This is a genomic window from uncultured Brevundimonas sp. (genome assembly GCF_937863155.1).
Lineage (GTDB): Bacteria > Pseudomonadota > Alphaproteobacteria > Caulobacterales > Caulobacteraceae > Brevundimonas.
Window position 1 is genome coordinate 1 of the sequence record NZ_CALMFB010000062.1, and the last position, 21847, is coordinate 21847.

Consider the following 21847-nt stretch of genomic DNA (forward strand, 5'->3'; position numbering starts at 1 on the left):
GCGGTTCCGCGCCTCGGGCATGCGCGAACTGGCCTGGCATCTGTTCACCTGGGGCCGGCAGGTGTCCATCCTGGCGCCCGAGCGGCTGAAAGACGTGATGGCCGATGAACTGGCCGCCGCCCGGCAGGCGCTGGATCAATGACCCACGGCGGCCTCAAGCCTGTGCGAACCGTAAGGTGACGCCATGGGTCGTCGCCGCTACCAGCGAAACGACAAGGAGGCGGCATGCGCGCATTTCTGCTCGGCCTGATGGGCCTGGTCCTGCTGGCGGCGCCTGTGCGGGCCCAGGATGCGCCGGACGTCATCGCCACGGTCGCGGTCACCCGCGACGGTGCCCGCTGGACGGCGGACTATGACCTGCGGCTGGACCGGCCGGCCTTCGCCTTCGTGGTCTCGGCCCTGATGCGCGAGGGGCGGCGTCCGTGGCGCCCCGATCGCTGGACGGTGCAGACGCCGGGGGTCGAGATCAGCCGTGTGGGCAATTACGACGTGCTGAAAAGCACGAACGGCCGCGCCCTGCCGCGCCGCATCCGCATCGCCATGCGGCCGATGGGCGGGGATCTGGAGGCGGAATACGCCCCTTCGCTGGTGTTTTCGGACGGGGCCGTGGCCCTGTTCAGCGAACAGTTCGACCTGATCCCGCTGGACAACGCCCAGGCGGCGCTAGACCTGCCGGCCGATCTGAACGGGGTCCAGCTGGACGGCGGCCTGACCCAAGTCACCTGGCGCGACCGGGCCGGGCCGGTGATGCTGCACGGACGCCGTGAGCGTGCGCCGACGGCCGCCGATGCGGAAACCTATGTGCTGTTCGGTTCGCCGGGCGTGCGCGAAGGCCCGGCCATCGCCACCGTGGTCGATCCCAACCTGCCCGTCTGGCTGCGGGACGAACTGGAAGCCTTCACCCCGCGCGTCATGGCGCTGTACGCCGAACGCACCGGCCCGCGGCGCGGCGAACGGCCCACGGTGATGGTCAGCTGGTCCGGCCCGACCGACAGCCTGTCCAGCATGGCCGGCAGCGTCCTGCCCAATCTGATCGTCATCGATTTCGAAGGGGAGGGGGTGCTGGACCCCTCGCCACAGGTGCTGGCGCGGGCGCGCTGGTTCCTGGGGCACGAGGCGGCGCATTTCTGGCTGGGCAGCCAGGGCCTGCGTTATGAGGCGGCGCGCGACGCCTGGATCACCGAAGGCGGCGCCGACGTCATGGCCGTGCGCGCGCTCTCGACGCTGGACCCCGCCTATGACGCGGGCGAAGAACTGCAGCGCGAGGTCGACGACTGCATCGACCTGTCGACCCACCGAGGCGTGGCCAGCGCGGGCGAACGGGGCGAACACCGGGCCTACTACGCTTGCGGCGCGGTGTTCTGGCTGGTGATGGAGGCGGCGGCGGGCCAGGACGTGTTCGGCGTCCTGAGCGGCTTTATGGCCGACAATGCGGATGGGGTGCTGAGCCGGAGCGAGTGGCTGGACCGGCTGGATGCCGTGTCGGGCGATCCGTCGCTGCGCGCCGATATCGAGCGGTTGCTGGATCAGGGCGATCCCGATCCGGCCGTGGTGATCGGGCGACTGTTCCAGGGCGCAGGCGTGCCGTTCGACATGGTCGCGGGCCAGCCCCAGCTGATCTGAAGGCTCATCCCGCCGCGAAGGGATAGGGGCTGATCGACTTGGCCCAGTCGTCGACGGCCAGGGCCCGATCGACGGGCGGGGCGGCCCGCTCGGCGCAGGGGTGGCGCGGACACAGGCGACAGGCCGGGCCGATGGGTGTGACCTCGGGCGTCGCTAGGTCCAGCCCCCGCGCATGGATCAGCCGCCGCGCCTGCGACAGCTCGCAGCCCAGGCCGATGGCCAGGTCGTGGCCCTCGGTGAAGGCGTCCTGGCCTTGCCGGTCCACGGTGCGGGCCAGGGTGAACCAGCGGCCGCCATCAGGCGTCTCGACGATCTGGGTGACGATGCGGCCCGGCGTGCGGAACGCCGAATGTAGCCGCCAGCGCGGGCAGGCCCCGCCGAAGCGCGAGAAGGGAAAGGCGCCGGCCGCGAACCGCTTGGACACATTGCCCGCCTGGTCCACCCGCATCAGGAAGAAGGGCACGCCCCGCGCCGTGGGCCGCGACAGGGTGGTCAGCCGGTGCGCCGCCTGCTCGAACGACACGCCGAACCGCGCCTGAAGCCGGCCGATGTCATAGCCGCTGTCTTCCGCCCGGGCGTGAAAAGCGCCGTAGGGCATCAGGATCGCCGCCGCCAGGGCATTGGTCAGGGCCACCTTCAACAGCGGGCGTGCACCCTCGGGTGGGGCCGCCGCCTGGATCGCCGCCTCGATCTCGGCTCCATGTTCAACCGCCGCCAGCTGATAGGCGACCGCAAAGGCGCGCGACGCCGGCCCCAGCGTCTCGGACAGCAGCAGCCGACCCCGGTGCGGATCGAACCGCCGGGTCCATTCCACCATCACCTCGACCGGCAGGGTGCGGACGCTGAGTCCATGGCGGGCCAGCAGCCGGGCGCGGGCGCGGGTCTCGAACGGTTCGCCGGGCGTCTCGGTCTCCAGCGCCTGGGCCAGGGTTTCGCCCAGCAGGTCGAACTCGGGAAAGTGGTTCTTCCGCGCCTGAATGTATGCGCGCACCCAGTCGGCGGGGCTGTCGGGGTCGGGGGCGTCCGTGTCGCGCGCCCTGCGGTAGGCGAAGGCGCGGTACAGCCTTAAGAAAGCGTCGGACAGGGCGGGCTGGTCCTGGATCGCCTGGACCACCTCATGCCGGGGCACGGCCAGGCCCTGGAACAGCGGATCGGCCAGGGCCTCGACCACCGCGCCCTCGCTGGCGTCGCCGCCGGCGGCGGTGAAGTCGCGCAGGTCCACGTCATAGGTCTGGGCCAGGCGCAGCAGCAGTTGCGCCGACACGGGCCGCTGGTTCCGCTCGATATGGTTCAGATAGCTGGGCGAGACGCCCAGATCGGCGGCCATGGCGGTTTGCGTCAGGGACAGCTGGCGCCGCAGCCGTTTCAACCGACCGCCCAGGAACAGCTTGTGATCGGCCCCTCGATCCATGCGGGCAGCATGTCATAATGTGACTGACAATGCAAAGTCACATTGTGACTATCAGACTACAATACGCGCCGCTCTGGGGTGCTGATTTTGACTTTGGCGTGTTCTGATCCCTGACGAAGGCGGCGCGGGCCGCCGTGAACAGAGAACGAGCACGACCATGACCACCTTCGCCGATCTGGTTCCGGCCCCGGCGGGGCGTTTCGACGGCATCGAACGTCCCTATACGCCCGAAGACGTGCTGCGCCTGCGGGGCTCGGTCCCGATCACCCACACCCTGGCCGAGCGGGGCGCCAATCGCCTATGGGAGCTGCTGCATTCGGAGCCCTACATCAACGCCCTGGGCGCGGTGACGGGCAATCAGGCCATGCAGATGGTCCGCGCCGGGCTGAAGGCCATCTATCTGTCCGGCTGGCAGGTGGCGGCCGACGCCAACACCGCCGGGGCCATGTACCCGGATCAGTCGCTGTATCCAGCCAACGCCGCGCCCGAGCTATGCCGCCGCATCAACCGCACCCTGCAGCGCGCCGATCAGATCGAGCACGCCGAGGGGGGCGCGAAACGCGACTGGTTCGCCCCCATCGTCGCGGACGCCGAGGCCGGCTTCGGCGGGCCGCTGAACAGCTTCGAGATCATGAAGGCCTTCATCGAGGCGGGCGCCGCGGGCGTGCATTTCGAGGACCAGCTGGCCAGCGAGAAGAAGTGCGGCCATCTGGGCGGCAAGGTGCTGATCCCGACCCAGGCGCATGAGCGCAATCTGATCGCCGCGCGTCTGGCCGCCGACGTCATGGGCGCGCCGACGATCACCGTGGCCCGCACCGATGCGGAAAGCGCCCAGCTGATCACCAGCGACATCGACGAACGCGACCACCCCTTCATCGACCGCGACAGCCGCACGCCCGAGGGTTTCTTTCGCCTGAAACCCGGCACGGGCCTGGACCACTGCATCGCGCGCGGCCTGGCCTACGCCAAACACGCCGACCTGCTGTGGTGGGAGACGTCGCATCCCGACCTGGACGACGCGCGCAAATTCGCCGAGGCGATCCAGCGCGACCATCCGGGCAAACTGATGGCCTACAACTGTTCGCCCAGCTTCAACTGGGAGGCCAAGCTGGACAAGGAGACCATCGCCCGGTTCCAGCGCGAGCTGGGGGCCATGGGCTACAAATTCCAGTTCGTGACCCTGGCCGGGTTCCACAGTCTGAACAACGGCATGTTCGAGCTGGCCAGCGGATACCGCGACCGCGGCATGGCGGCCTATTCCGAGCTTCAGCAGCGCGAGTTCGCCAATGAGGCCGCCGGCTACACCGCCACCCGTCACCAGCGCGAGGTCGGCACGGGCTATTTCGACGCCGTGGCCACCGTCATCTCGAACGGCCAGTCGTCCACGACGGCGCTGAAGGACTCCACCGAAACCGCCCAATTCGCGGCGGCCTGAACCCGACAGGAGACATGACCATGCAGCCCCTGACCAACACCCAGGCCATCATCGACTTCTGCCTGGCGCCCCTGAACGTCGACGCCGGAACCGAGGCCGAGCGCGAGGTGCGCCGTCGCTTGACCCACGTCATCGGCACCTTTCAGCGCAAGCAGGCTCAGCCGGTGGCCATCGACTTCTCCAGCATGCCCAGCCAGGTCATCAACGAGGCCGCGCACGGCAACGAGTAAGGCGCGTCAGGCGGCGGCTTCGCTCAGTGCGGGCGTGGTCGCCGCCGGAGCGCACACCAGAGCCAGCAGCTCGGAGGTGTTGAACGGCTTGGCCACATGGCCGTCCGCGCCCGCCGCCTGACCCGCCGCCACATGTTCAGGCAGGGCGTTGGCCGTCAGCATGACGATGCGCGTATGGGGCCGGCCCTCGGCGGCTTCGTGCAGGCGCAGTTCGCGGGTGGCGGCCAGACCGTCCATCAGCGGCATCTGCATGTCCATCAGCACCAGATCGAAGGCGCCGGCGCGGAACGCCTCGACCGCCTGGACGCCGTTCTCGACCGAGACCAGATCCACATTGGCGGCGGCCAGCACCAGTTCGACCACCTTGCGGTTGGTGGGGTGGTCGTCGGCCAGCAGCACCTTCAGGCGCGGCCCCATCTCCGCCAACGGGGAGGCGGGCGCCGCTTCGGTCCCCGTTTCGGCAAGGGCGTCGGGCGCCTGGGCCGCATGCAGGGGCAGGGTCAGGATGAAGGCCGAGCCGCCGCCCAGCTCGCTTTCGCAATCCAGATCGCCGTCCATCATTTCGGCCAGCTGGCGACAGATGGCCAGGCCCAGGCCGGTGCCGCCGAATTTGCGGGCGATGCCGCCGTCGGCCTGTTCGAAGCGGGTGAACAGGCGGTCGCGGGTCTGGGGGTCGAAGCCGATGCCCGTGTCCTCGATCGTGAATCGGACGGTCGGGGCGCCGTTGCGCGCCGGCCCCGTTTCCACCCTCAGTCCTACGAAACCGGCCTCGGTGAATTTGACGGCGTTGGAGATCAGATTGGTCAGGATCTGTTTCAGCCGAACCGCGTCGCCCAGGATCCACTGGCGCGTCTCGGCGGCCATATCGACGCTGAAGCCCAGGCCCTTTTCATGGGCGGTGGCTTCATAGAGTTGGGCCGCCTCGTGCACGGCGCGGGCCAGGTCGAACGGTTCCTCGACCAGCTGCATACGGCCCGATTCGACGCGCGCCAGGTCCAGGATGTCGTTCAGCAGGGTCTGCAAGGTGCGGCTGGACGAGGCCATCAGGTCCAGCATCTCGCGCTGGTCCGGCGTCAGATCGGTGCGCGCCAGGGCCTGGGTCAGACCGATCACGCCATTCAGCGGCGTGCGGATCTCGTGGCTCATATTGGCCAGGAACTGGCTCTTGGAATGGTTGGCCTGTTCGGCGATGTCGCGCGCCTCGGACAGGATCTGGGAATCCCGCTTCAGGTCGGTGATGTCGTTGACCACGGTGACCACGCCGCCATCGGCGGTGCGGCGGTCCTGGACCCTCAGCCAGCGGCCGTCGCCGATCCGCTGTTCAAAGGCGTTCGAGGCGCTGCGCCGAGCCTGCAACCGCTCGGCCACCCACTCGTCTTCGCGGCCGACCGCGCTGGCGTACAGCCCCTGTTTCAGGCCTTCGCGCAGGATTTCGCTAAAGGTGACGCCGCGTTTCAGTACCGGCGCCAGCTCGGGATTCACCTCGACATAGCGGGCGTTCCACACCGTCAGCCGGTCCTCGGAATCATAGAAGGCCAGCCCGTCGGACATGGCGGCGATCGCCTCGCGCAGCTGGTTCATGGTGCTGGCGCGGGTCCAGTAGGCGGCGGCGGCGACCACGCCGATGGCGACGCACAGCACCATCACCGCGCCGATGGCCCAGGTCAGCATGTCCGCGCGGCTCAGGCCCTGGGCCGCCACAAGGGCGTCCGCCCCCGGTGAAATCCAGAAGCCGCTCATGGAGATCAGATGCAGGGCCATCAGGCCGGCCCAGGTGCTGACGCCCGCGCTGACCGTGCCCCAGACGTGGCCGGCGAACTGGAATCGCGCCGCCTCCAGGCTGAGCGCCAGCTGAACCGCGAAGGCCAGCGCCAGAGTCTCCATGCCCCAGTGCACAACGCCCGAGGTGCGCAGCGACATCACCGCCAGCACATGCATGCCCAGGAAGCCCAGCCCCCTGATCACCACGCCGCACAGCACACGGGTGGGCGACAGGGCGTCGCCGACGACGCGGGTGGCGACCAGCAGGGCGCCGATGGTGACGGCCAGGGCGCTGATCATCCCGATGGGATCATAGCCGGCGGGCATGCCCGCATCGTAGGCCATCAGGGCGATGAACTGGGCGCCCCAGACCAGGACGCCCCCCAGCAAAGCGCCCAGAATCTCAAGCCGGAGAGCCGTCTGTGTCCATCCGTCCCAGCGCGCGGCGCGTGCGCGATTGAACAGCAGCCGCGCGGCCGTGGCGCCCAGCAGGCACAGCAGCGACGCCGGGATCAACGCCGCAAGGTCGTGCTGATAGGCCAGGCTGATCGGCGCCCAATCCAATGGCTTCTCCCCCGTTCGTACTGGTAGTCTTGTCGCAAAGAGATGAAAAAAGCGTGGGGAGCGGCCGAACGCCGTGCACTGAACGCTTCCTTCCCTCTTGCCGTGCCGCAGACCGGATCGCCGATGCCGTATGAGATTTCGCCGTCGCCCGTTGCGCCTTCCGCCGGCTCGCGCCTGTGGACGGCCGGGGCCAGCGGCGGGGTGGCGGTCGCCGTCCTGGTGCTGGCGGCGGCGCTGGATCATGGCTCGGCGCCCCTGTTGCTGGCCGGCGCGGTTGTGGCGGGGCTGGCGACCTGGCTGATCAATCGCCGCCCGGCGCGATCCATGGCGGTCGCCACCGCCGAAACGCCTTTGCCGGCTGCGGAGACGGTCGATGATGAAAAGGCGCTGCTGAACGCGGCCTTCGAGGCGGTCGCAGACCCCATACTGATCATCGGCGGCGGTGAAGCCGACGACATCGCCGGACGCCGGGTTCTGATGGCCAATGCGGCGGCGCGCGAGGTGCTTAGGCTACAGCCGCGCGGCGGCCTTCTGCTGTCGGCGATGCGCGATCCCTCGGTGCTGGAGGCGGTGGACGAGGCGCTGTACGGCGGCATGACGCGGGTCACCGACTATACGCCCGGCGGCGCGCGCGACCGCCGCTGGCGCGCCTTCAGCCGGCCCCTGCCGGTCGGGGGCGAGACCCAGGCCATGGCCCTGCTGGTGCTGCGCGACGAAACCGATGCGCGCCGCATGGAGATGATGCGGGTCGACTTCCTGGCCAACGCCAGTCACGAACTGCGCACGCCCCTGGCCTCGCTCAGCGGCTTCATCGAGACGCTGAAGGGCCATGCCCGGCACGACGATGCGGCGCGAGAGAAATTCCTGGACATCATGTCGGCCCAGGCCGAGCGGATGGGACGTCTGGTCGCCGACCTGCTGTCGCTCAGCCGCATCGAACTGAACGAACACATCCCGCCGTCGGGGCGCGTCGATCTGGCCCGGGCGGCGGCGGATGTGGTGGACGCCGTGGCCCTGTTGGCGCGTGAACGCGGGGTCGAGATGCGGCTGGCGGGCGAAAGCGCGGGCGTCACCGTGGTCGGCGACCGCGACGAGATCATCCAGGTGATCCAGAATCTGGTCGACAACGCCGTGAAATATTCACCGCCCGGCGCCGTCGTCGAACTGACCATCCAGCGTGACCTGACCGAAGACGTCCTGGCCGCCGACCGCCCGGACGGGTTCAGCCGCCTGCCGCTGGTCACGCCGGATCGCGAAGGGCAGGCGTCCTATGCCGCCGTCACGGTGCGCGACCATGGCCCCGGCATGGCGCGCGAGACCCTGCCGCGCCTGACCGAGCGCTTCTATCGCATCGAGGGCCAGAAGAGCGGCCCCAAGGAAGGCACCGGCCTGGGCCTGGCCATCGTCAAACATATCGTCAACCGACACCTGGGCGGCCTGGCCGTGGCCAGCGCGCCGGGGCAGGGGACGGCCTTCACCGCCTGGTTCCCGATGGTCCGCGCCGCCGATGCGACCGACGCGTCGCCCCCGACGACGTAACAGAACTGTCATGGCCCCGTCTTAATCCGCTGACCAATCGCGGGCAGTTTCCGCCGCGACTTGGGCGGGCGAATCCCGACCGCTCGGTTTTTGGCGCGTGCGCCCTGGATTCTGATGACCTGGCTTGTTTTCCTGATCCTGTTGCTGGCGGGCGCCCTGGCCTATGGCGGGGGCCTGGCGTTGGCGCGCCGGCGCGGCCGCGATGTGCGCAGTCATTCGCGTCCCGGCCAGCACGCCGCCTTCGCCGCCATTTGGGCGGTGATCCCGGCCCTGGTCGTTCTGACGATCGGCCAGATCACCTTGCCGGGCATCGCCACCGGCCTGATCGAGGCGGGTGAAACCCCGGCCGTCGCCGAACTGGAGCCGTTCCGTCGCGCCGCCTTCTACAGCGACGCCCGCCGCGTCGGCGCCGGCGACCAGGCCCAGCAGATCTGGCCGGCGCCCCTGGCCCAGGAACTGACCGCCACCGGCCAGCGCATCGCCTGGATCGGCAATGGACTGAACCTGGCGCTGGGCGCCCTGGTCGCGGCGGTGGCCCTGATCGGCGCCCTGGTGGCCTTCACCCGCATCCGTCCCGACTTCCGCGCCCGCAGCCGGGTCGAGGCCTGGGTGGCCATCGGCCTGTTCGCCTGTTCGGCCATCGCGGTTCTGACGACCATCGGCATCATCGCCTCGCTGGTCTATGATTCCTGGCGTTTCTTCCAGTCGGTGCCGATCACCGAATTCCTGTTCGGGACCAAGTGGAGCCCCCAGATCGCCATCCGCGCCGATCAGGTGGGATCGTCGGGCGCCTTCGGGGCCGTGCCCCTGTTCGCGGGCACCCTGTTGATCATGCTGATCGCCATGATCGTGGCCGGTCCGATCGGCCTATTCTCGGCCATCTATCTGTCGGAATACGCCGGGCCGAAGACGCGGGCGACGGTCAAACCGCTGCTGGAGATTTTGGCCGGGGTGCCGACCGTGGTCTACGGCTTCTTCGCCGCCTTGACGGTGGGACCGGCGTTGCGGGTCTTCTTCAACACCATCGGCGGCTGGCTGATCGGCGGGCCGCTGGACGGGGTGGGGCAGTATCTGGCCCTGGTGCAGAACCAGATGGCCCTGACCGCCGGGGCGGTGATGGGCATCATGCTGATCCCGTTCGTTTCGTCCCTGTCGGACGACATCATCAATGCGGTGCCGCAGTCGCTGCGCGACGGCTCGTTCGCCATGGGCGCCACCAAGTCCGAAACCATCTCGCGCGTGCTGATGCCCGCCGCCCTGCCGGGCGTGGCCGGCGCCTTCCTGCTGGCGGTGTCGCGGGCCATCGGCGAGACCATGATCGTGACCATGGCCGCCGGCCTGGCCGCCAACCTGACCTTCAATCCGCTGGACACGGTGACCACGGTGACGGTGCAGATCGTCACCCTGCTGACCGGCGACCAGGAGTTCAACAGTCCCAAGACCCTGGCCGCCTTCGGCCTGGGCCTGACGCTGTTCCTGGTGACCCTGGCCCTGAACATCATCGCCCAGCGCATCGTCTCCGCTTATCGGGAACAGTATGACTGACGCCGCCGACATGACCCCGGCGGCGCCCGTCGCCGCGCCGTCCGCGCCGCTGCGTGACCGCCTGGCCGCCGGGCTGAAGCGCCGCCATGCGCGCGAGAACCGGTTCCGCTGGTATGGGCGGCTGGCCATCATCGCCGCCCTGGCCTTCCTGGCGCTGCTGATGGGCCGGATCGTCAGCCAGGGCTACACCGCCTTCTATATCCACACCGCGGCGGTGGCCGTGCATCTGGACCCGGCCAAGGTGGACCGCGGCTATCCGGCCGGCTCGAATTTCGAACAGATGGCCGCCGAGCAGATGCTGGCCCGCTGGGGCGAAACCGACGATGCGGCCGGGACAAAGGCCAAGGCCCTGCGCAGCCTGTTCTCGTCCGAACTGAAGTTCCGCGCCGCCGAAATGGTGACGCGCCAGCCGGGGCTGATCGGCGAAACCGTGCCGGTCACCGCCCCCCTGTCGGACGACGCGGACCTGTATCTGAAGGGCAAGATCAGCCGCGACGTCCCGTCGGACCAGCGCCGGCTCAGCGATCAGCAGCTGAACTGGCTGGACCGTATGCAGGCCGATGGCCTGGTGGCCTCGCGCTTCAACAGCGCCCTGTTCCTGAACGGCGATTCCACCGAGCCGGAACTGGCCGGGGTGCTGGGCGCCGTGGTCGGGTCGGCGCTGATGCTGCTGGTGACGGCCCTGATCGCCATTCCGCTGGGCGTCGGCGCGGCCATCTATCTGGAAGAGTTTTCGCCCCGGAACCGGATCAGCGAGCTGATCGAGGTCAATATCAACAACCTGGCCGCCGTGCCGTCCATCGTCTACGGCCTGCTGGGCTTGGCGTTGTTCATCAACTGGATGCACCTGCCGCGGGCCAGTCCGCTGGTCGGGGGTCTGGTGCTGGCGCTGATGGCCCTGCCGACCCTGATCATCGCCACCCGGTCGTCGCTGAAGGCGGTGCCGCCGTCGATCCGCGAGGCGGCCCTGGCCATGGGCGCCAGCCGCACCCAGGCGGTGTTCGGCCATGTGCTGCCGCTGGCCATGCCCGGCGTCATGACCGGCGCCATCATCTCGATGGCCCACGCCCTGGGCGAGACGGCGCCGCTGCTGCTGATCGGCATGATCAGCTTCGTGCCCGGCGTGCCGGCCGCCATCGACCAGCCGGCGGGCGCCCTGCCGTCGCTGATCTACATCTGGGAGAACGCCTCCGAGCGGGCGTTCCACGAACGCACGGCCGCCGCGATCATGGTGCTTCTGGCCTTCATGATCCTGATGAACGCAGCCGCCATCATCCTGAGGCGACGCTTTGAGCGTCGGTGGTAAGCCTATGACCAACCGTATCTATCGCGCTGCTGACGGTGTCGAGGCCGGGGCGCCCCCGCCGTCGCGCGTCACCACGCCGGTCAAAATCTCGGCCCGCGACGTCTCGGTCTTCTATGGCGAGAAACAGGCCCTGTTCGACGTCAGCCTGGACATCCAGGACAAGACGGTCACGGCCCTGATCGGCCCGTCGGGCTGCGGCAAGTCGACCTTCCTGCGGACCATGAACCGCATGAACGACACCATCCCGGACGCCCGCGTCACCGGCCGCATCGACATGGATGGCGAAGACGTCAACGCCCGCGCCGTCGATCCGGTGCTGCTGCGCGCCCGCGTCGGCATGGTGTTCCAGCGGCCGAACCCCTTCCCGAAATCGATCTGGGAAAACGTCGCCTATGGTCCCAAGATTCACGGCCTGACCACCTCCAAGTCCGAGCTGGACGATGTGGTGCAGAACGCGCTGAAGCGCGCCGGCCTGTGGGATGAGGTCGCCGACCGCCTGGGCCAGTCGGCCACCGGCCTGTCGGGCGGCCAGCAGCAGCGCCTGGTCATCGCCCGCGCCATCGCGGTCAATCCCGAAGTCATCCTGATGGACGAGCCGTGCTCGGCCCTGGACCCCATCGCCACGGCGCGGATCGAAGAGCTGATCGACGAACTGCGCGAGCGGTTCTGCATCGTCATTGTCACCCACTCGATGGCCCAGGCGGCGCGCGTCAGCCAGCGCACGGCCTTCTTCCACATGGGCCGGCTGGTCGAGGCCGGGGACACCGAGGAAATCTTCACCAATCCCCGCGAGCGTCGCACGCTGGACTACATCACCGGACGGTTCGGATGAACCAGCACACCGTCAAGGCCTATGGCGACGAACTGAACCAGATCACGGCCGAGGTCGCCCGTATGGGCGGCCTGGCCGAGGCCCAGGTCGCGGACGCCATCGATTCCGTCGCTCGCCGCGACGTGGCCCTGGCCCGCGCGGTGATCGAGCGCGACGCCAAGCTGGACGCCTTCCACCGTGACATCGAACGCAAGGCCATCCGTCTGATCGCCCTGCGTCAGCCGGTCGCCTCGGACCTGCGCAAGACCCTGTCGGCGATGAAGCTGGCCATGGATCTGGAGCGCACCGGCGACTTGGCCAAGAACATCGCCAAGCGCGGCCTGGTGCTGGCCGAGGGCGAGCCGATGCAGGTGCTGACCCGCTCGATCGAGCGGATGGGCAAGCTGGTGTCCAACCGCCTGCGCGACGTGCTGGACGCCTACACCGCGTCTGAACTGGACCGCGCCATCTCGGTCTGGACCGCCGACGACGAGGTGGACGAGCATTACAACAGCCTGTTCCGCGAACTGCTGACCTACATGATGGGCGATGCGCGCACGATCGGCGCCTGCACCCACCTGCTGTTCATGGCCAAGAACCTGGAACGCATCGGCGACCACGCGACCAACATCGCCGAGACCATCCACTACGAGATAACGGGCGAGGAGCTGACGGGCGACCGTCCGCGCTTCGTGCCGCGTCCGGGCGACGATGCGCCCACCCCGACCCTTCCGGTCGTCTGACAGACTAGCGTAACGGAGAAACCGCCGTGCAGCCCTACATCCTGGTGATGGAAGACGAGGACGCCCTGGCGACCCTGCTTCAGTACAACCTCGAAAAGGAAGGCTATGAGGTGGCCGTGGCCGCCGATGGCGAAGAGGGGCTGGTCCAGGTCGACGAGCGGGTGCCCGATCTGGTCCTGCTGGACTGGATGCTGCCTAAGGTGTCGGGGATCGAGGTCTGCCGTCGCCTGCGCAGCCGGCCCGAGACGCGCAATCTGCCGATCATCATGCTGACCGCGCGCGGCGAGGAAACCGACCGCGTGCGCGGCCTGGACACCGGCGCCGACGACTATCTGACCAAGCCCTTCTCGATGGTCGAGCTGATCGCCCGCATGCGCGCGGTGCTGCGCCGCATCCGTCCGGGTCTGGCCGACGACCGCGTGACCCATGGCGACATCGTCATCGACCGCGTCGCCCACCGCGTGCGCCGCGCGGGACAGGAAGTGCACCTGGGCCCGACCGAGTTCCGCCTGCTGGACCATCTGATGCAGCATCCGGGCCGGGTGTTCAGCCGCGAACAGCTGCTGGACGCGGTGTGGGGCAGCGACGTTTATGTCGAGGCCCGCACGGTCGATGTGCACGTCGGGCGCCTGCGCAAAGCGCTGAACATCGAGGGCACGGTCAACCCGATCCGCACCGTCCGCTCGGCCGGCTATTCCCTGGACCTGGACGGACGCTGAACGAACCGCTTGCGGCGCGTTGCGGTCAGCCTAGAGTGACGACGGGGTTCAACTCCCCGTCGATGCGATCCGCGGCGCGACGTCCGTCTTTTCGGACGCGGTCAGCCCATAGACGGTAAGCATCTCCATTGGGTGCAAACGTGGTCCCGGCGCCGGTCGCAAGACAAGCCAGGGGCGGGTCATGCGGGCCTTGCGCCCCCGCCCGCTCATCGCGGCGCCGGGACCCATTTTCCGGGAACGCGCGTGAATGACCGACCTGATCTATCTTGCATTTGGCCTGATTGTTCTGTCCGGCGTGATTATGGTCGTGGGGTTTCAGACCTTCCGCATAAGCCCGTGGGAACACGGTGTTCTGTACATCGACGGCGGCTTTGATCGTCTTATGTCGCCCGGCCGGCATCGGGTGTGGCGCATGGGGCGTCGGCTGATGGTCAATCGCGTGTGGTCCGGGCCGACGTATTTCGGCGTGGGGCCGGTGGATGCGGTGACACGTGACGGCCTGCCGGTGCGGCTGTCGGCGACCATCATCTACCAGATCGTCGATGTGGAAGCGTCGTTGCCGCTGAATATCACCGGCGCCATCCAGTTGGCGGCGTCCCAGGCCCTTCTGGCCCTGGCGTCTCAGGAGCCGCTGGAAACCCTGCTGACTCGGCCCGAGGGTCTGGGCGAGCGTCTGAAGGCGGCGATGACCGGGATCGACCCGGCGCTGAGCATCAGCCAGGCGGAACTGGGGTCGGTCATCCTGCCGCCCGAGTTGCGAAAGATGACGACAGAGGTCGAGCGTGCGCGCCTGGAAGGTCTGGCCCAGCTGGAGCGGGCCCGGGGCGAACAGGCGGCGCTGCGATCGCTGGCCAACGCCGCCCGTATGCTGAAGGACAATCCCGAACTGATGAAGCTGCGGCTGCTGCAATCGGTCGGGGGCGCCAAGGGGGCGACCCTGGTCCTGGGCGAAGCCGCGCTGAACCCGGCTCAGGCCGCCGGTTCGACCTCGGCCGGGTCCAGTTCATAGACCTTCGAGCAGTATTCGCACGTCACGCGGATCTTGCCGTCGGCCTCGGTCATGTCGCCGCGATCTTCGGCGGCGAAGGCTTTCAGCGTCGAGACGATGCCGTCGGCCGAGCAGCGGCATTCGGCGCGCAAGGGACGGGCGTCCTCCAGCCGCACCCCGTCTTCATGGAACAGGCGGAACAACAGGGTCTGGGGCGTGATGGTGGGGTCCACCAGTTCGTCGTCGGCCAGGGTCTGGAACAGGGCGCGGCTGCGATCCCACGCCTCGACCGTTTCGCCGCGCGCATCGTCGGCGGCGATGACCTGGATCATGGCCCCGCCCGCGCGCCAGCTGTCGCCCGCGGCGTTGGACACGCGGCCGACCGCCAGATTCACCCGCGTCGGCACCTGTTCGGACTGTTCGAAATAGTGTTCGGCGCACAGGCTCAAGCTGTCGCCCTCGATCGGGGTCACGCCCTGGGTGCGCTCGAAATCGGCGCCGCGATCCAGGGTCATGATGAACACCCCCTTGCCGAGCAGGGCCTGGGCGCCGAGGCGGGCGCCGTCGGCCGACGCGGCGGCCACCTCGGCCTCGTCATAGCGGCAGAAGCCGCGCAGGGCGCCGGAGGTGTCATAGTCGGCCACGACATAGCGCACCGGCCCGTCGCCCTGGGCCTGGACGATCAGGCGACCCTCGAACTTCAGGCTGGACCCGACCAGGGCCGCCAGGGCGCAGGCTTCACCCAGCAGGCCCGCGACCGGCGCCGGATAGTCATGGGCGGACAGCACCTGATCCACCGCCGCGCCCAGCCGCACCAGACGGCCGCGCACGGGCCAGCCTTCGATCTGGAAGGCGGCGGCCAGGTCGTCGATAGGCGCGGCAGGCTGGGTCACGAAGGCTCCAAGGCATCGGGGAAAATCAGAGCGGCCTAGATAGGCGCCCGGCCGGTCCATGATAAGGGGCGGGGGCAGGGGTGTGCAAAGCGACGCCGGAACCGGCCCGCCGCCGCCCCGTTCGGATCGCACCACAAGAGGCCCAGGACGCACGACATGACCAAGGCGCGACTGAAACCCCTGGACCAGCAGGCCATCGTCATCACCGGCGCGACGTCGGGCATCGGCCTGGCCACGGCGCGGCGAGCGGCGCGGGCGGGCGCCTGTGTCTTCCTGATCGCGCGGGGCGAACAGGATCTGAAACGCCTGACCGAAGAACTGCAGGCCGAAGGCGCGCGCGCCGCCTACGCCGTCGCCGATGTGGCCGATCATGACGCCCTGGCCGAGGCGGCCCAGAAATGCATCCGGCTGTTCGGCGGCTTCGACACCTGGGTCAACAATGCGGGGGTGTCGATCTACGGGCCCATCCGCGAGACGACGCTGGAGGATCAGCGGCGGCTGTTCGAGACCAACTACTGGGGCGTGGTCAATGGTTCGCTGGTGGCGGTCGAACACCTGCGTGATCGGCCCGGCGGCGGGGCCATCGTCAATGTGGCCTCGATCCTGGCCGATGCGCCGATCCCGGTTCAGGGCGTCTATTCGGCGTCCAAACATGCGGTGAAGGGCTTCACCAACGCCCTGCGGATGGAGCTGATCCGCGAACAGGCGCCGGTGGCCCTCAGCCTGGTCAAGCCGGGCGCGGTGGACACGCCTTACAGCCGCCATGCGCGCAACCTGACCGGCTATGCGGTTCAGAACCCCCAGCCCGTCTATGCGACCCACGTCGTGGCCGACACCATCCTGTACTGCGCCAGCCACGCGATCCGCGAGATCACCGTGGGCGGCGGCGGGCGATTGGCGGCCACGCTGTATTCCGCGCTGCCGGCCGTCGCGGAACCTCTTTTCGCCCGGTTCGCTCCTTCGATGATGCGGGATCGCAATTCCGCCTATCAGCCGTTCGACGACGGGCTCTATGACCCGACCGAGGACGGCCTTGACGAAGAGGTTCACTATCCGATGGTTCGACAGTTCAGCGTTCTGGCCGAGGCCCGCAAACATCCCGGCGTCACCGTGGGCACGGTGGCCCTGATCGCCGTCGCGGCGGTGGCCGTGGCGCTTCTGAATCAACGCAGCGGCCCGACACGGTTCGAGCGGATTCGCGGGCGGTTCGACCCGCGCGGCTGGGTGGATGTCGATGATCTGCGCGGCCGGTTCGATGGTCTGACCGACAGCCTGCGTCAGGGTCTGAGCGACGCCGGCGACCGCGCCGCCGATTTCGGCGACGAGGCCCGCGACCGCTCCGAACGCTGGTGGCGCGATACGCGAAAATCTTCGCGCAAGGCGCTGAAGAAACACGGCAAGACGGCTCGGCGCTACGCCAGCGACGCAGGCGATTACGCCCGCGAGCACGCGCGTGAAGGCGGCGCCATCCTGGCCCTGGCCACCATCGCGGCGGCCATCGGCGCGGCGGCCATCGACGCCCGCCGGCCGGACAGCCGGCTGCGAAACTTTATCCGTCAATGATTGATCGCCCTTAAGGCGGTTGCTGCAACTGCGAAGGCGGGGCAGGCTGGTCGCATGACCGCCCGTCCCGTTTTCGTTTTCGACTTCGATTCCACCCTGGTGCGGATCGAGACGCTGGAGGCCCTGGCCGATCTGGCGCTGGCGGGCGCCGCCGAGGCGGAGACGGTGCGCGCCGAAATCGGCCGCCTGACCGATCAGGCGATGGCGGGCGACATCGACTTCGGCGTCGCCCTGCGTGCGCGGCTGGCGCGGTTGCCTCTGACCCGCGCCCATGTCGATGATCTGGCCGGGCGCATCCTGGATGAAGGCGCGCCGTCTGTGCGTCGCAACCGGCAATGGTTCCTGGACAACGCCGACCGGGTGGTGATCGTCTCGGGCGGCTTCCGCGAGATTATCGCCCCCATCGCCGAACGTCTGGGCGTCGCGCCGGATCGGGTGCTGTGCAACGACCTGCGCTATGACGCCGAAGGGCGGGTGACGGGCGTGGACGACGCCAATCCCCTGTCGCAGGCGGGCGGCAAGGCGGTGGCGATCCGCGGGCTGAACCTGACCGGTCCGGTGGTCATGGTCGGCGACGGCTGGACCGATGCGGAGGTCAGACAGGCGGGCGCCGCCGACCGTTTCTACGCCTTCACCGAGATCGCGCGCCGGGCGCCGGTCATGGCCGCCGCCGACGCCGTGGCGGCCTCCATCGACGAACTGCTGCACGCTGAGGGCGAGCAGGGGCGGTTCAGCTATCCGCGCAGCCGCATCCGCATGCTGCTGCTGGAGACCATTCACCCCGCCGCCGTGCAGAAGCTGGAAGAGGCGGGCTACACGGTCGAGACGGAGGCTGGCGCCCTGGACGAGGAAGCGCTGATCGAGCGGCTGAAGGGCGTGCATGTTCTGGGCGTGCGGTCCAAGACCCAGGTGTCGGCGCGGGTGCTGGCGTCTGCGGATCGGCTGATGGCGGTGGGCGCCTTCTGCATCGGCGTCAACCAGATCGATCTGACGGCGGCGGCGGGGCGCGGGGTGGCGGTGTTCAACGCCCCCTATTCCAACACCCGTTCGGTGGTCGAGCTGGCGGTCGGGCTGATGATCGCCCTGATGCGCGACGTGGCCGACAAGTCGGCGGCCATGCACCGGGGTGTCTGGAACAAGTCGGCGACCGGATCGCGCGAGTTGCGCGGCAAGACCCTGGGCCTGGTCGGCTATGGCGCCATCGGCGCGCAGCTGTCGGTGCTGGCCGAGGCGCTGGGCATGCGGGTGGTTTTCCACGACCTGACCGAGCGGCTGGCCCTGGGCAACGCCCGCCGGGCGCGGTCGCTGAACGCGCTTCTGGCCGAAAGCGACGTGGTCAGCCTGCATGTCGATGGCCGCACCGAGAACACCGCCCTGATCGGGGCGGCGGAGCTGGCGGTGATGAAGCCCGGCGCCCTGCTGCTGAACCTGTCGCGCGGCCACGTGGTGGATGTGGACGCCCTGGCCCAGGCGATCGACGCCGGCCGGCTGGGCGGGGCGGCGGTCGATGTCTTCCCCGAGGAGCCGCGCACCAACGCCGATCCGTTCGACAGCCCCCTGCGCGGGCGGCGCAATGTCATCCTGACCCCGCACATCGGCGGCTCGACCGAAGAGGCCCAGGAGGCCATCGCCGAGTTCGCGGCCGACCGGCTGCTGGCCTATCTGAACCGGGGTGACACCACCTTCTGCGTCAACCTGCCGAACGTGCAGCTGGCCGAGGTGACGGGCGGACATCGCATCCTGCACATCCACCGCAATCAGCCGGGCGTCCTGGCCGAGCTGAACCAGACCCTGACCGCCGCCGGGCTGAACATCCTGGGCCAGCATCTGAAGACGGACGAGCGCACCGGCTACGTCATCACCGACGTGGACCGCGACTATGATCCCGAGGCGCTGAAGGCTTTGAAATCCGTGGCGGGAACGCTGCGTTTCCGCCTGCTGCACTGAAAGCTGACGTAACGGCATCTTGCGTCTGCCGCAAAGCGGCGCACAGTGACCTCAATGGCCGCAATTCGTCGGCCTTCGGAGGAAACACATGTCTCGTCTTCTACGCTCGGCCGCTGCGGCCGCGCTGACCGTCGCCGCCGCCTGCGCGGTCGCCGGCTCGGCCAATGCTCAGACCTACAACAGACTGGTCGTCTTCGGCGACAGCCTCAGCGATAACGGCAACCTGTACGCCGCGACCGGCGGCGCCCAGCCGCCCGCGCCCTTCTACTGGCAGGGCCGGTTCGCCACCGGGCCGGTGTTCACCGAACTGTTGGGCTTCAACGCCGGGCGGATCACCGCCGGCGCCCCGGTCACGGGCAGCGTCAACCTGGCCTTCGGCGGGGCGCGGACCGACAGCTCCCTTTCGCCGTGGGGCATGCGCACCCAGCTGACCAACTATCTGGGCCTGGGCGGCAAGTTCGGCGCGGGTGATCTGGTCAGTGTTCTGGGCGGCGCCAACAACATCTTCCAGGCCCTGCCGACGGCGGGGGTTTCGGCCAATCCCGTCGGCGCCATCACGCCGGTTTCGACCGGGGCGGCGGCCGACATCAACTTCATCGTCAACAGCGTGGCGGGCGCCGGCGCCGGGACCATCCTGGTGACCAACCTGCCCAAGCTGTCGATCACGCCGCAGTTCCGCACCAGCCCGGCGGCCAGCCTGGCCGACTATGCGGTCACCACCTTCAACACCGCCCTGCAGACCGGGCTGGCGGCCACGGCCGCGGCGCGTCCGGGCAGCAACATCATCATGATGGACCTGTTCAAGATCGGGGACACCATCGCCGGCAATCCGGGGGCCTTCGGCTTCACCAATGTGACCGACGCCTGTTTCAACCAGACGGCCCTGACCCTGTGTTCGACGCCCAACACCTACTTCTATCTGGATGGGGTTCACCCGACGGCGGCCGGGCATGCGGTTCTGGCCACCCTGGCGATGGACTACCTCTATTACGGCGACCTGGGCGCCCAGACGGCGTTGCAGGGCGAAACGTCCTATCGCCATCGCGAAGACAGCCTGGACGCCGCCACCGAAGCCCTGTCCGACCGTCATGGCTGGGATGAAGGCACCCGCCTGACCATGAGCGGCCTGATCGATCAGACCAACACCGACACCCGGGGCGTGGTCGGCGAATCAGAGGCCACGGGCCACGGCGCCCGGGTGGCGCTGGAAACCGGCAACCAGAGCCTGCGGTTCGGCATGGCCGGCAATTGGCGCGACACGCGCGTCGAGGGCGGCGGTCAGAGCTTTGACCTGACCTCGGTCGGCTTTGACGTCTATGCCGGCTTCCGGTCGGGCGATGTGTTCGTCAACGCCGCCGCCGGCCTGTCCAGCGACGACTACAACGCCATCGAACGCATGACCCAGCTGGCGCCCATCGTTCATGAAGCGGCCACCCGCGGCTCGTCGAAAGGCGCGCGTCTGCAGGCCGGCATGTGGTGGGACATGGGCGGTCTGGCCCTGTCGCCCCGCGCGGCGGTGACCTGGGCCTCCAGCTCGGTCGATGGCTATTCCGAACAGGGCGTGGCGGCGGCCTATCAGTATGCCGATCGTCGCGTTTCCGGCGTCACCGCCGAGGTCAGCCTGCGGGCCGAAGGCCAGGCCGGATCGTGGGGCTTCTTCGCTGAGGGCGGCTATCGCGACAATCTGGACGACAACAGCCAGGCGGTGCGCGTCGGTATCGCCAACAACCCCGCCAGCGTTCTGTCGCGCGCGGTCGAAGATCCGTTCGGCGGTCAGTTCCTGGCCTCGGCCGGGGTGACCGGCGACATGGGGCCGATCAAGATGGAGATTGGCTATCGCGGCCGCTTTGGCGACCATGCCGACAGCCATATCGGCGGCGTGACCTTCCGTCTGCCGCTGTAATCGGATCAGAGGATCCATCGAAAGGGCGCGGTTTCGGCCGCGCCCTTTTTCGTGGGCGTTCCGGTCCTGCGGCGATCCGCCGCCCCACAGACCTTGCGACCGCCCCAAAGTCGCCCCATCCGGCGTTAGAACAGCCCGCTTCCGCGATCCGGCGCCTTTTGTGCGTCGCGCCTTTTCGGCCCGGATCGACCCCGCTCAGTCCGAGCCGAAGCCGGAGACGCCGCCGAATGCGACGCCTGTTGCCGTCCGCCCGAACCTTTCTGATCCACTCGGGTCAAGCCGCCGTCCAGATCACCGGCCTGGCGGGCCTGGCTGTCATGGCCATGGCTGCCGCGCCGCGCGATGTCGCGCCCCAGGCCGAAGCCGGCGCCGTTCCCGCGACCGCGCCGGTCCAGGCGGTGGCCGAGGCCGCCGGTCCGGTCATGCGGCAGCTGGTGTTCGAGGCGCCGGTCAAGGGTTACGCCGTCAACTCGGCCTTCGGCCTGCGCAAACTGGCCATCGAATCGCGCGCGCGGGCGCATGCCGGGGTGGACATCGCCGCCCCGATGGGCACGGGCGTCTTCGCCACGGCCGAGGGCGTGGTCCTGCGCACGGGCCATGACCCGGCCGGCTATGGCCGCTTCATCGAGATGCGCCATCCCAACGGGATGACCAGCCTGTACGGCCATCTCAGCCGCATCGACGTGCATACGGGCCAGACCGTCGTTCCGGGCGCCCGCATCGGCCTGGTCGGCTCCACAGGCTATTCGACCGGCCCGCACCTGCATTTCGAGGTGCGCCGCAACGGCCGCCCCCTGAACCCCGCCAAGGTGGTGGGCCGCACCTTCCAGGCGCCGGTCCAGATCCCGACGCGCCTGCCGTCCTGA

17 protein-coding genes and 2 pseudogenes are annotated in these 21847 nt (G+C 68.9%); 16 read left to right on the forward strand and 3 right to left on the reverse strand.

What is annotated here, in order from left to right:
* Positions 1-142: pseudogene (locus tag Q0581_RS09685) on the forward strand (DNA-binding transcriptional regulator); the annotation flags it as partial.
* Between the two features lie 83 nt (positions 143-225).
* Entirely contained in the window at positions 226-1623 is a 1398-nt protein-coding gene (locus Q0581_RS09690; protein WP_298699771.1) for a hypothetical protein, read from the forward strand.
* 4 nt (positions 1624-1627) lie between these two features.
* Here the strand turns inward: Q0581_RS09690 and Q0581_RS09695 are convergent, their stop codons facing one another.
* A complete protein-coding gene (locus Q0581_RS09695) occupies positions 1628-3034 on the reverse strand; it encodes a short-chain fatty acyl-CoA regulator family protein (RefSeq protein WP_298699772.1) in 1407 nt (468 codons plus the stop codon).
* 157 nt (positions 3035-3191) lie between these two features.
* Between Q0581_RS09695 and aceA the strand changes: the two genes are divergently transcribed.
* Positions 3192-4469, forward strand: a complete 1278-nt coding sequence (gene aceA, locus Q0581_RS09700) for an isocitrate lyase (RefSeq protein WP_298699774.1) — start codon at positions 3192-3194, stop codon at positions 4467-4469.
* A gap of 20 nt (positions 4470-4489) precedes the next feature.
* On the forward strand, positions 4490-4699 hold the full coding sequence (locus Q0581_RS09705) for a hypothetical protein (protein ID WP_298699776.1): 210 nt from the start codon (positions 4490-4492) through the stop codon (positions 4697-4699).
* A gap of 6 nt (positions 4700-4705) precedes the next feature.
* Here Q0581_RS09705 and Q0581_RS09710 read toward each other — a convergent pair whose 3' ends face one another.
* On the reverse strand, positions 4706-7024 hold the full coding sequence (locus Q0581_RS09710; RefSeq protein WP_298699778.1) for an ATP-binding protein: 2319 nt from the start codon (positions 7022-7024) through the stop codon (positions 4706-4708).
* 123 nt (positions 7025-7147) lie between these two features.
* Here Q0581_RS09710 and Q0581_RS09715 point away from each other — a divergent pair, with 123 nt between their 5' ends.
* The 7 genes from Q0581_RS09715 to Q0581_RS09745 all read left to right on the forward strand — a co-directional run bounded on the left by Q0581_RS09715 (position 7148) and on the right by Q0581_RS09745 (position 14696).
* On the forward strand, positions 7148-8563 hold the full coding sequence (locus tag Q0581_RS09715) for an ATP-binding protein (RefSeq protein WP_298699780.1): 1416 nt from the start codon (positions 7148-7150) through the stop codon (positions 8561-8563).
* 114 nt (positions 8564-8677) lie between these two features.
* A complete protein-coding gene (gene pstC / locus Q0581_RS09720; RefSeq protein ID WP_298699782.1) occupies positions 8678-10108 on the forward strand; it encodes a phosphate ABC transporter permease subunit PstC in 1431 nt (476 codons plus the stop codon).
* Positions 10101-11414, forward strand: coding sequence for a phosphate ABC transporter permease PstA (pstA, locus tag Q0581_RS09725; protein WP_298699784.1), 1314 nt, complete (start codon positions 10101-10103; stop codon positions 11412-11414). The genes pstC and pstA overlap by 8 nt, the downstream gene beginning before the upstream one ends.
* 4 nt (positions 11415-11418) lie before the next feature.
* Positions 11419-12246, forward strand: a complete 828-nt coding sequence (pstB, locus tag Q0581_RS09730; RefSeq protein WP_298699785.1) for a phosphate ABC transporter ATP-binding protein PstB — start codon at positions 11419-11421, stop codon at positions 12244-12246.
* Positions 12243-12968 (forward strand): phosphate signaling complex protein PhoU, encoded by a 726-nt coding sequence (gene phoU / locus Q0581_RS09735; RefSeq protein ID WP_298699787.1) that lies wholly within the window; start codon positions 12243-12245, stop codon positions 12966-12968. Before pstB ends, phoU begins: the two co-directional genes overlap by 4 nt.
* 26 nt (positions 12969-12994) lie before the next feature.
* Positions 12995-13687 (forward strand): phosphate regulon transcriptional regulator PhoB, encoded by a 693-nt coding sequence (gene phoB, locus Q0581_RS09740; protein WP_298699789.1) that lies wholly within the window; start codon positions 12995-12997, stop codon positions 13685-13687.
* Positions 13688-13934: 247 nt separating this feature from the next.
* Positions 13935-14696 (forward strand): SPFH domain-containing protein, encoded by a 762-nt coding sequence (locus Q0581_RS09745; RefSeq protein WP_298699790.1) that lies wholly within the window; start codon positions 13935-13937, stop codon positions 14694-14696.
* Here the strand turns inward: Q0581_RS09745 and Q0581_RS09750 are convergent.
* A complete protein-coding gene (locus Q0581_RS09750; protein ID WP_298699793.1) occupies positions 14657-15568 on the reverse strand; it encodes an Hsp33 family molecular chaperone in 912 nt (303 codons plus the stop codon). The genes Q0581_RS09745 and Q0581_RS09750 overlap by 40 nt on opposite strands.
* Positions 15569-15724: 156 nt before the next feature.
* On the opposite strand from Q0581_RS09750, the gene Q0581_RS09755 reads away from it, so the two are divergent.
* The 5 genes and pseudogenes from Q0581_RS09755 to Q0581_RS09770 all read left to right on the forward strand — a co-directional run bounded on the left by Q0581_RS09755 (position 15725) and on the right by Q0581_RS09770 (position 21847).
* The gene (locus Q0581_RS09755) at positions 15725-17131 is read left to right on the forward strand and encodes an SDR family oxidoreductase (protein ID WP_298699795.1); all 1407 of its coding nucleotides are present in this window, start codon (positions 15725-15727) and stop codon (positions 17129-17131) included.
* Positions 17132-17185: 54 nt separating this feature from the next.
* Positions 17186-17719, forward strand: a pseudogene (locus tag Q0581_RS14735) (HAD-IB family phosphatase); the annotation flags it as partial.
* Between the two features lie 114 nt (positions 17720-17833).
* Complete coding sequence (gene serA / locus Q0581_RS09760) at positions 17834-19078, forward strand: phosphoglycerate dehydrogenase (protein ID WP_324524400.1); 1245 nt, start codon at positions 17834-17836, stop codon at positions 19076-19078.
* 88 nt (positions 19079-19166) lie between these two features.
* The gene (locus Q0581_RS09765) at positions 19167-20981 is read left to right on the forward strand and encodes an autotransporter domain-containing protein (protein WP_298699799.1); all 1815 of its coding nucleotides are present in this window, start codon (positions 19167-19169) and stop codon (positions 20979-20981) included.
* Positions 20982-21208: 227 nt separating this feature from the next.
* Positions 21209-21847, forward strand: a complete 639-nt coding sequence (locus tag Q0581_RS09770; protein WP_298699801.1) for a M23 family metallopeptidase — start codon at positions 21209-21211, stop codon at positions 21845-21847.

What these genes read in the sequence shown, in the direction of transcription:
- Q0581_RS09690 (WP_298699771.1), top strand. Translation starts at nt 226, where the DNA reads ATGCGCGCATTTCTGCTCGGCCTGATGGGCCTGGTCCTGCTGGCGGCG.
- Q0581_RS09695 (WP_298699772.1), bottom strand. Translation starts at nt 3,034, where the DNA reads ATGGATCGAGGGGCCGATCACAAGCTGTTCCTGGGCGGTCGGTTGAAA.
- aceA (WP_298699774.1), top strand. Translation starts at nt 3,192, where the DNA reads ATGACCACCTTCGCCGATCTGGTTCCGGCCCCGGCGGGGCGTTTCGAC.
- Q0581_RS09705 (WP_298699776.1), top strand. Translation starts at nt 4,490, where the DNA reads ATGCAGCCCCTGACCAACACCCAGGCCATCATCGACTTCTGCCTGGCG.
- Q0581_RS09715 (WP_298699780.1), top strand. Translation starts at nt 7,148, where the DNA reads ATGCCGTATGAGATTTCGCCGTCGCCCGTTGCGCCTTCCGCCGGCTCG.
- pstC (WP_298699782.1), top strand. Translation starts at nt 8,678, where the DNA reads ATGACCTGGCTTGTTTTCCTGATCCTGTTGCTGGCGGGCGCCCTGGCC.
- pstA (WP_298699784.1), top strand. Translation starts at nt 10,101, where the DNA reads ATGACTGACGCCGCCGACATGACCCCGGCGGCGCCCGTCGCCGCGCCG.
- pstB (WP_298699785.1), top strand. Translation starts at nt 11,419, where the DNA reads ATGACCAACCGTATCTATCGCGCTGCTGACGGTGTCGAGGCCGGGGCG.
- phoU (WP_298699787.1), top strand. Translation starts at nt 12,243, where the DNA reads ATGAACCAGCACACCGTCAAGGCCTATGGCGACGAACTGAACCAGATC.
- Q0581_RS09745 (WP_298699790.1), top strand. Translation starts at nt 13,935, where the DNA reads ATGACCGACCTGATCTATCTTGCATTTGGCCTGATTGTTCTGTCCGGC.
- Q0581_RS09755 (WP_298699795.1), top strand. Translation starts at nt 15,725, where the DNA reads ATGACCAAGGCGCGACTGAAACCCCTGGACCAGCAGGCCATCGTCATC.
- Q0581_RS09765 (WP_298699799.1), top strand. Translation starts at nt 19,167, where the DNA reads ATGTCTCGTCTTCTACGCTCGGCCGCTGCGGCCGCGCTGACCGTCGCC.
- Q0581_RS09770 (WP_298699801.1), top strand. Translation starts at nt 21,209, where the DNA reads ATGCGACGCCTGTTGCCGTCCGCCCGAACCTTTCTGATCCACTCGGGT.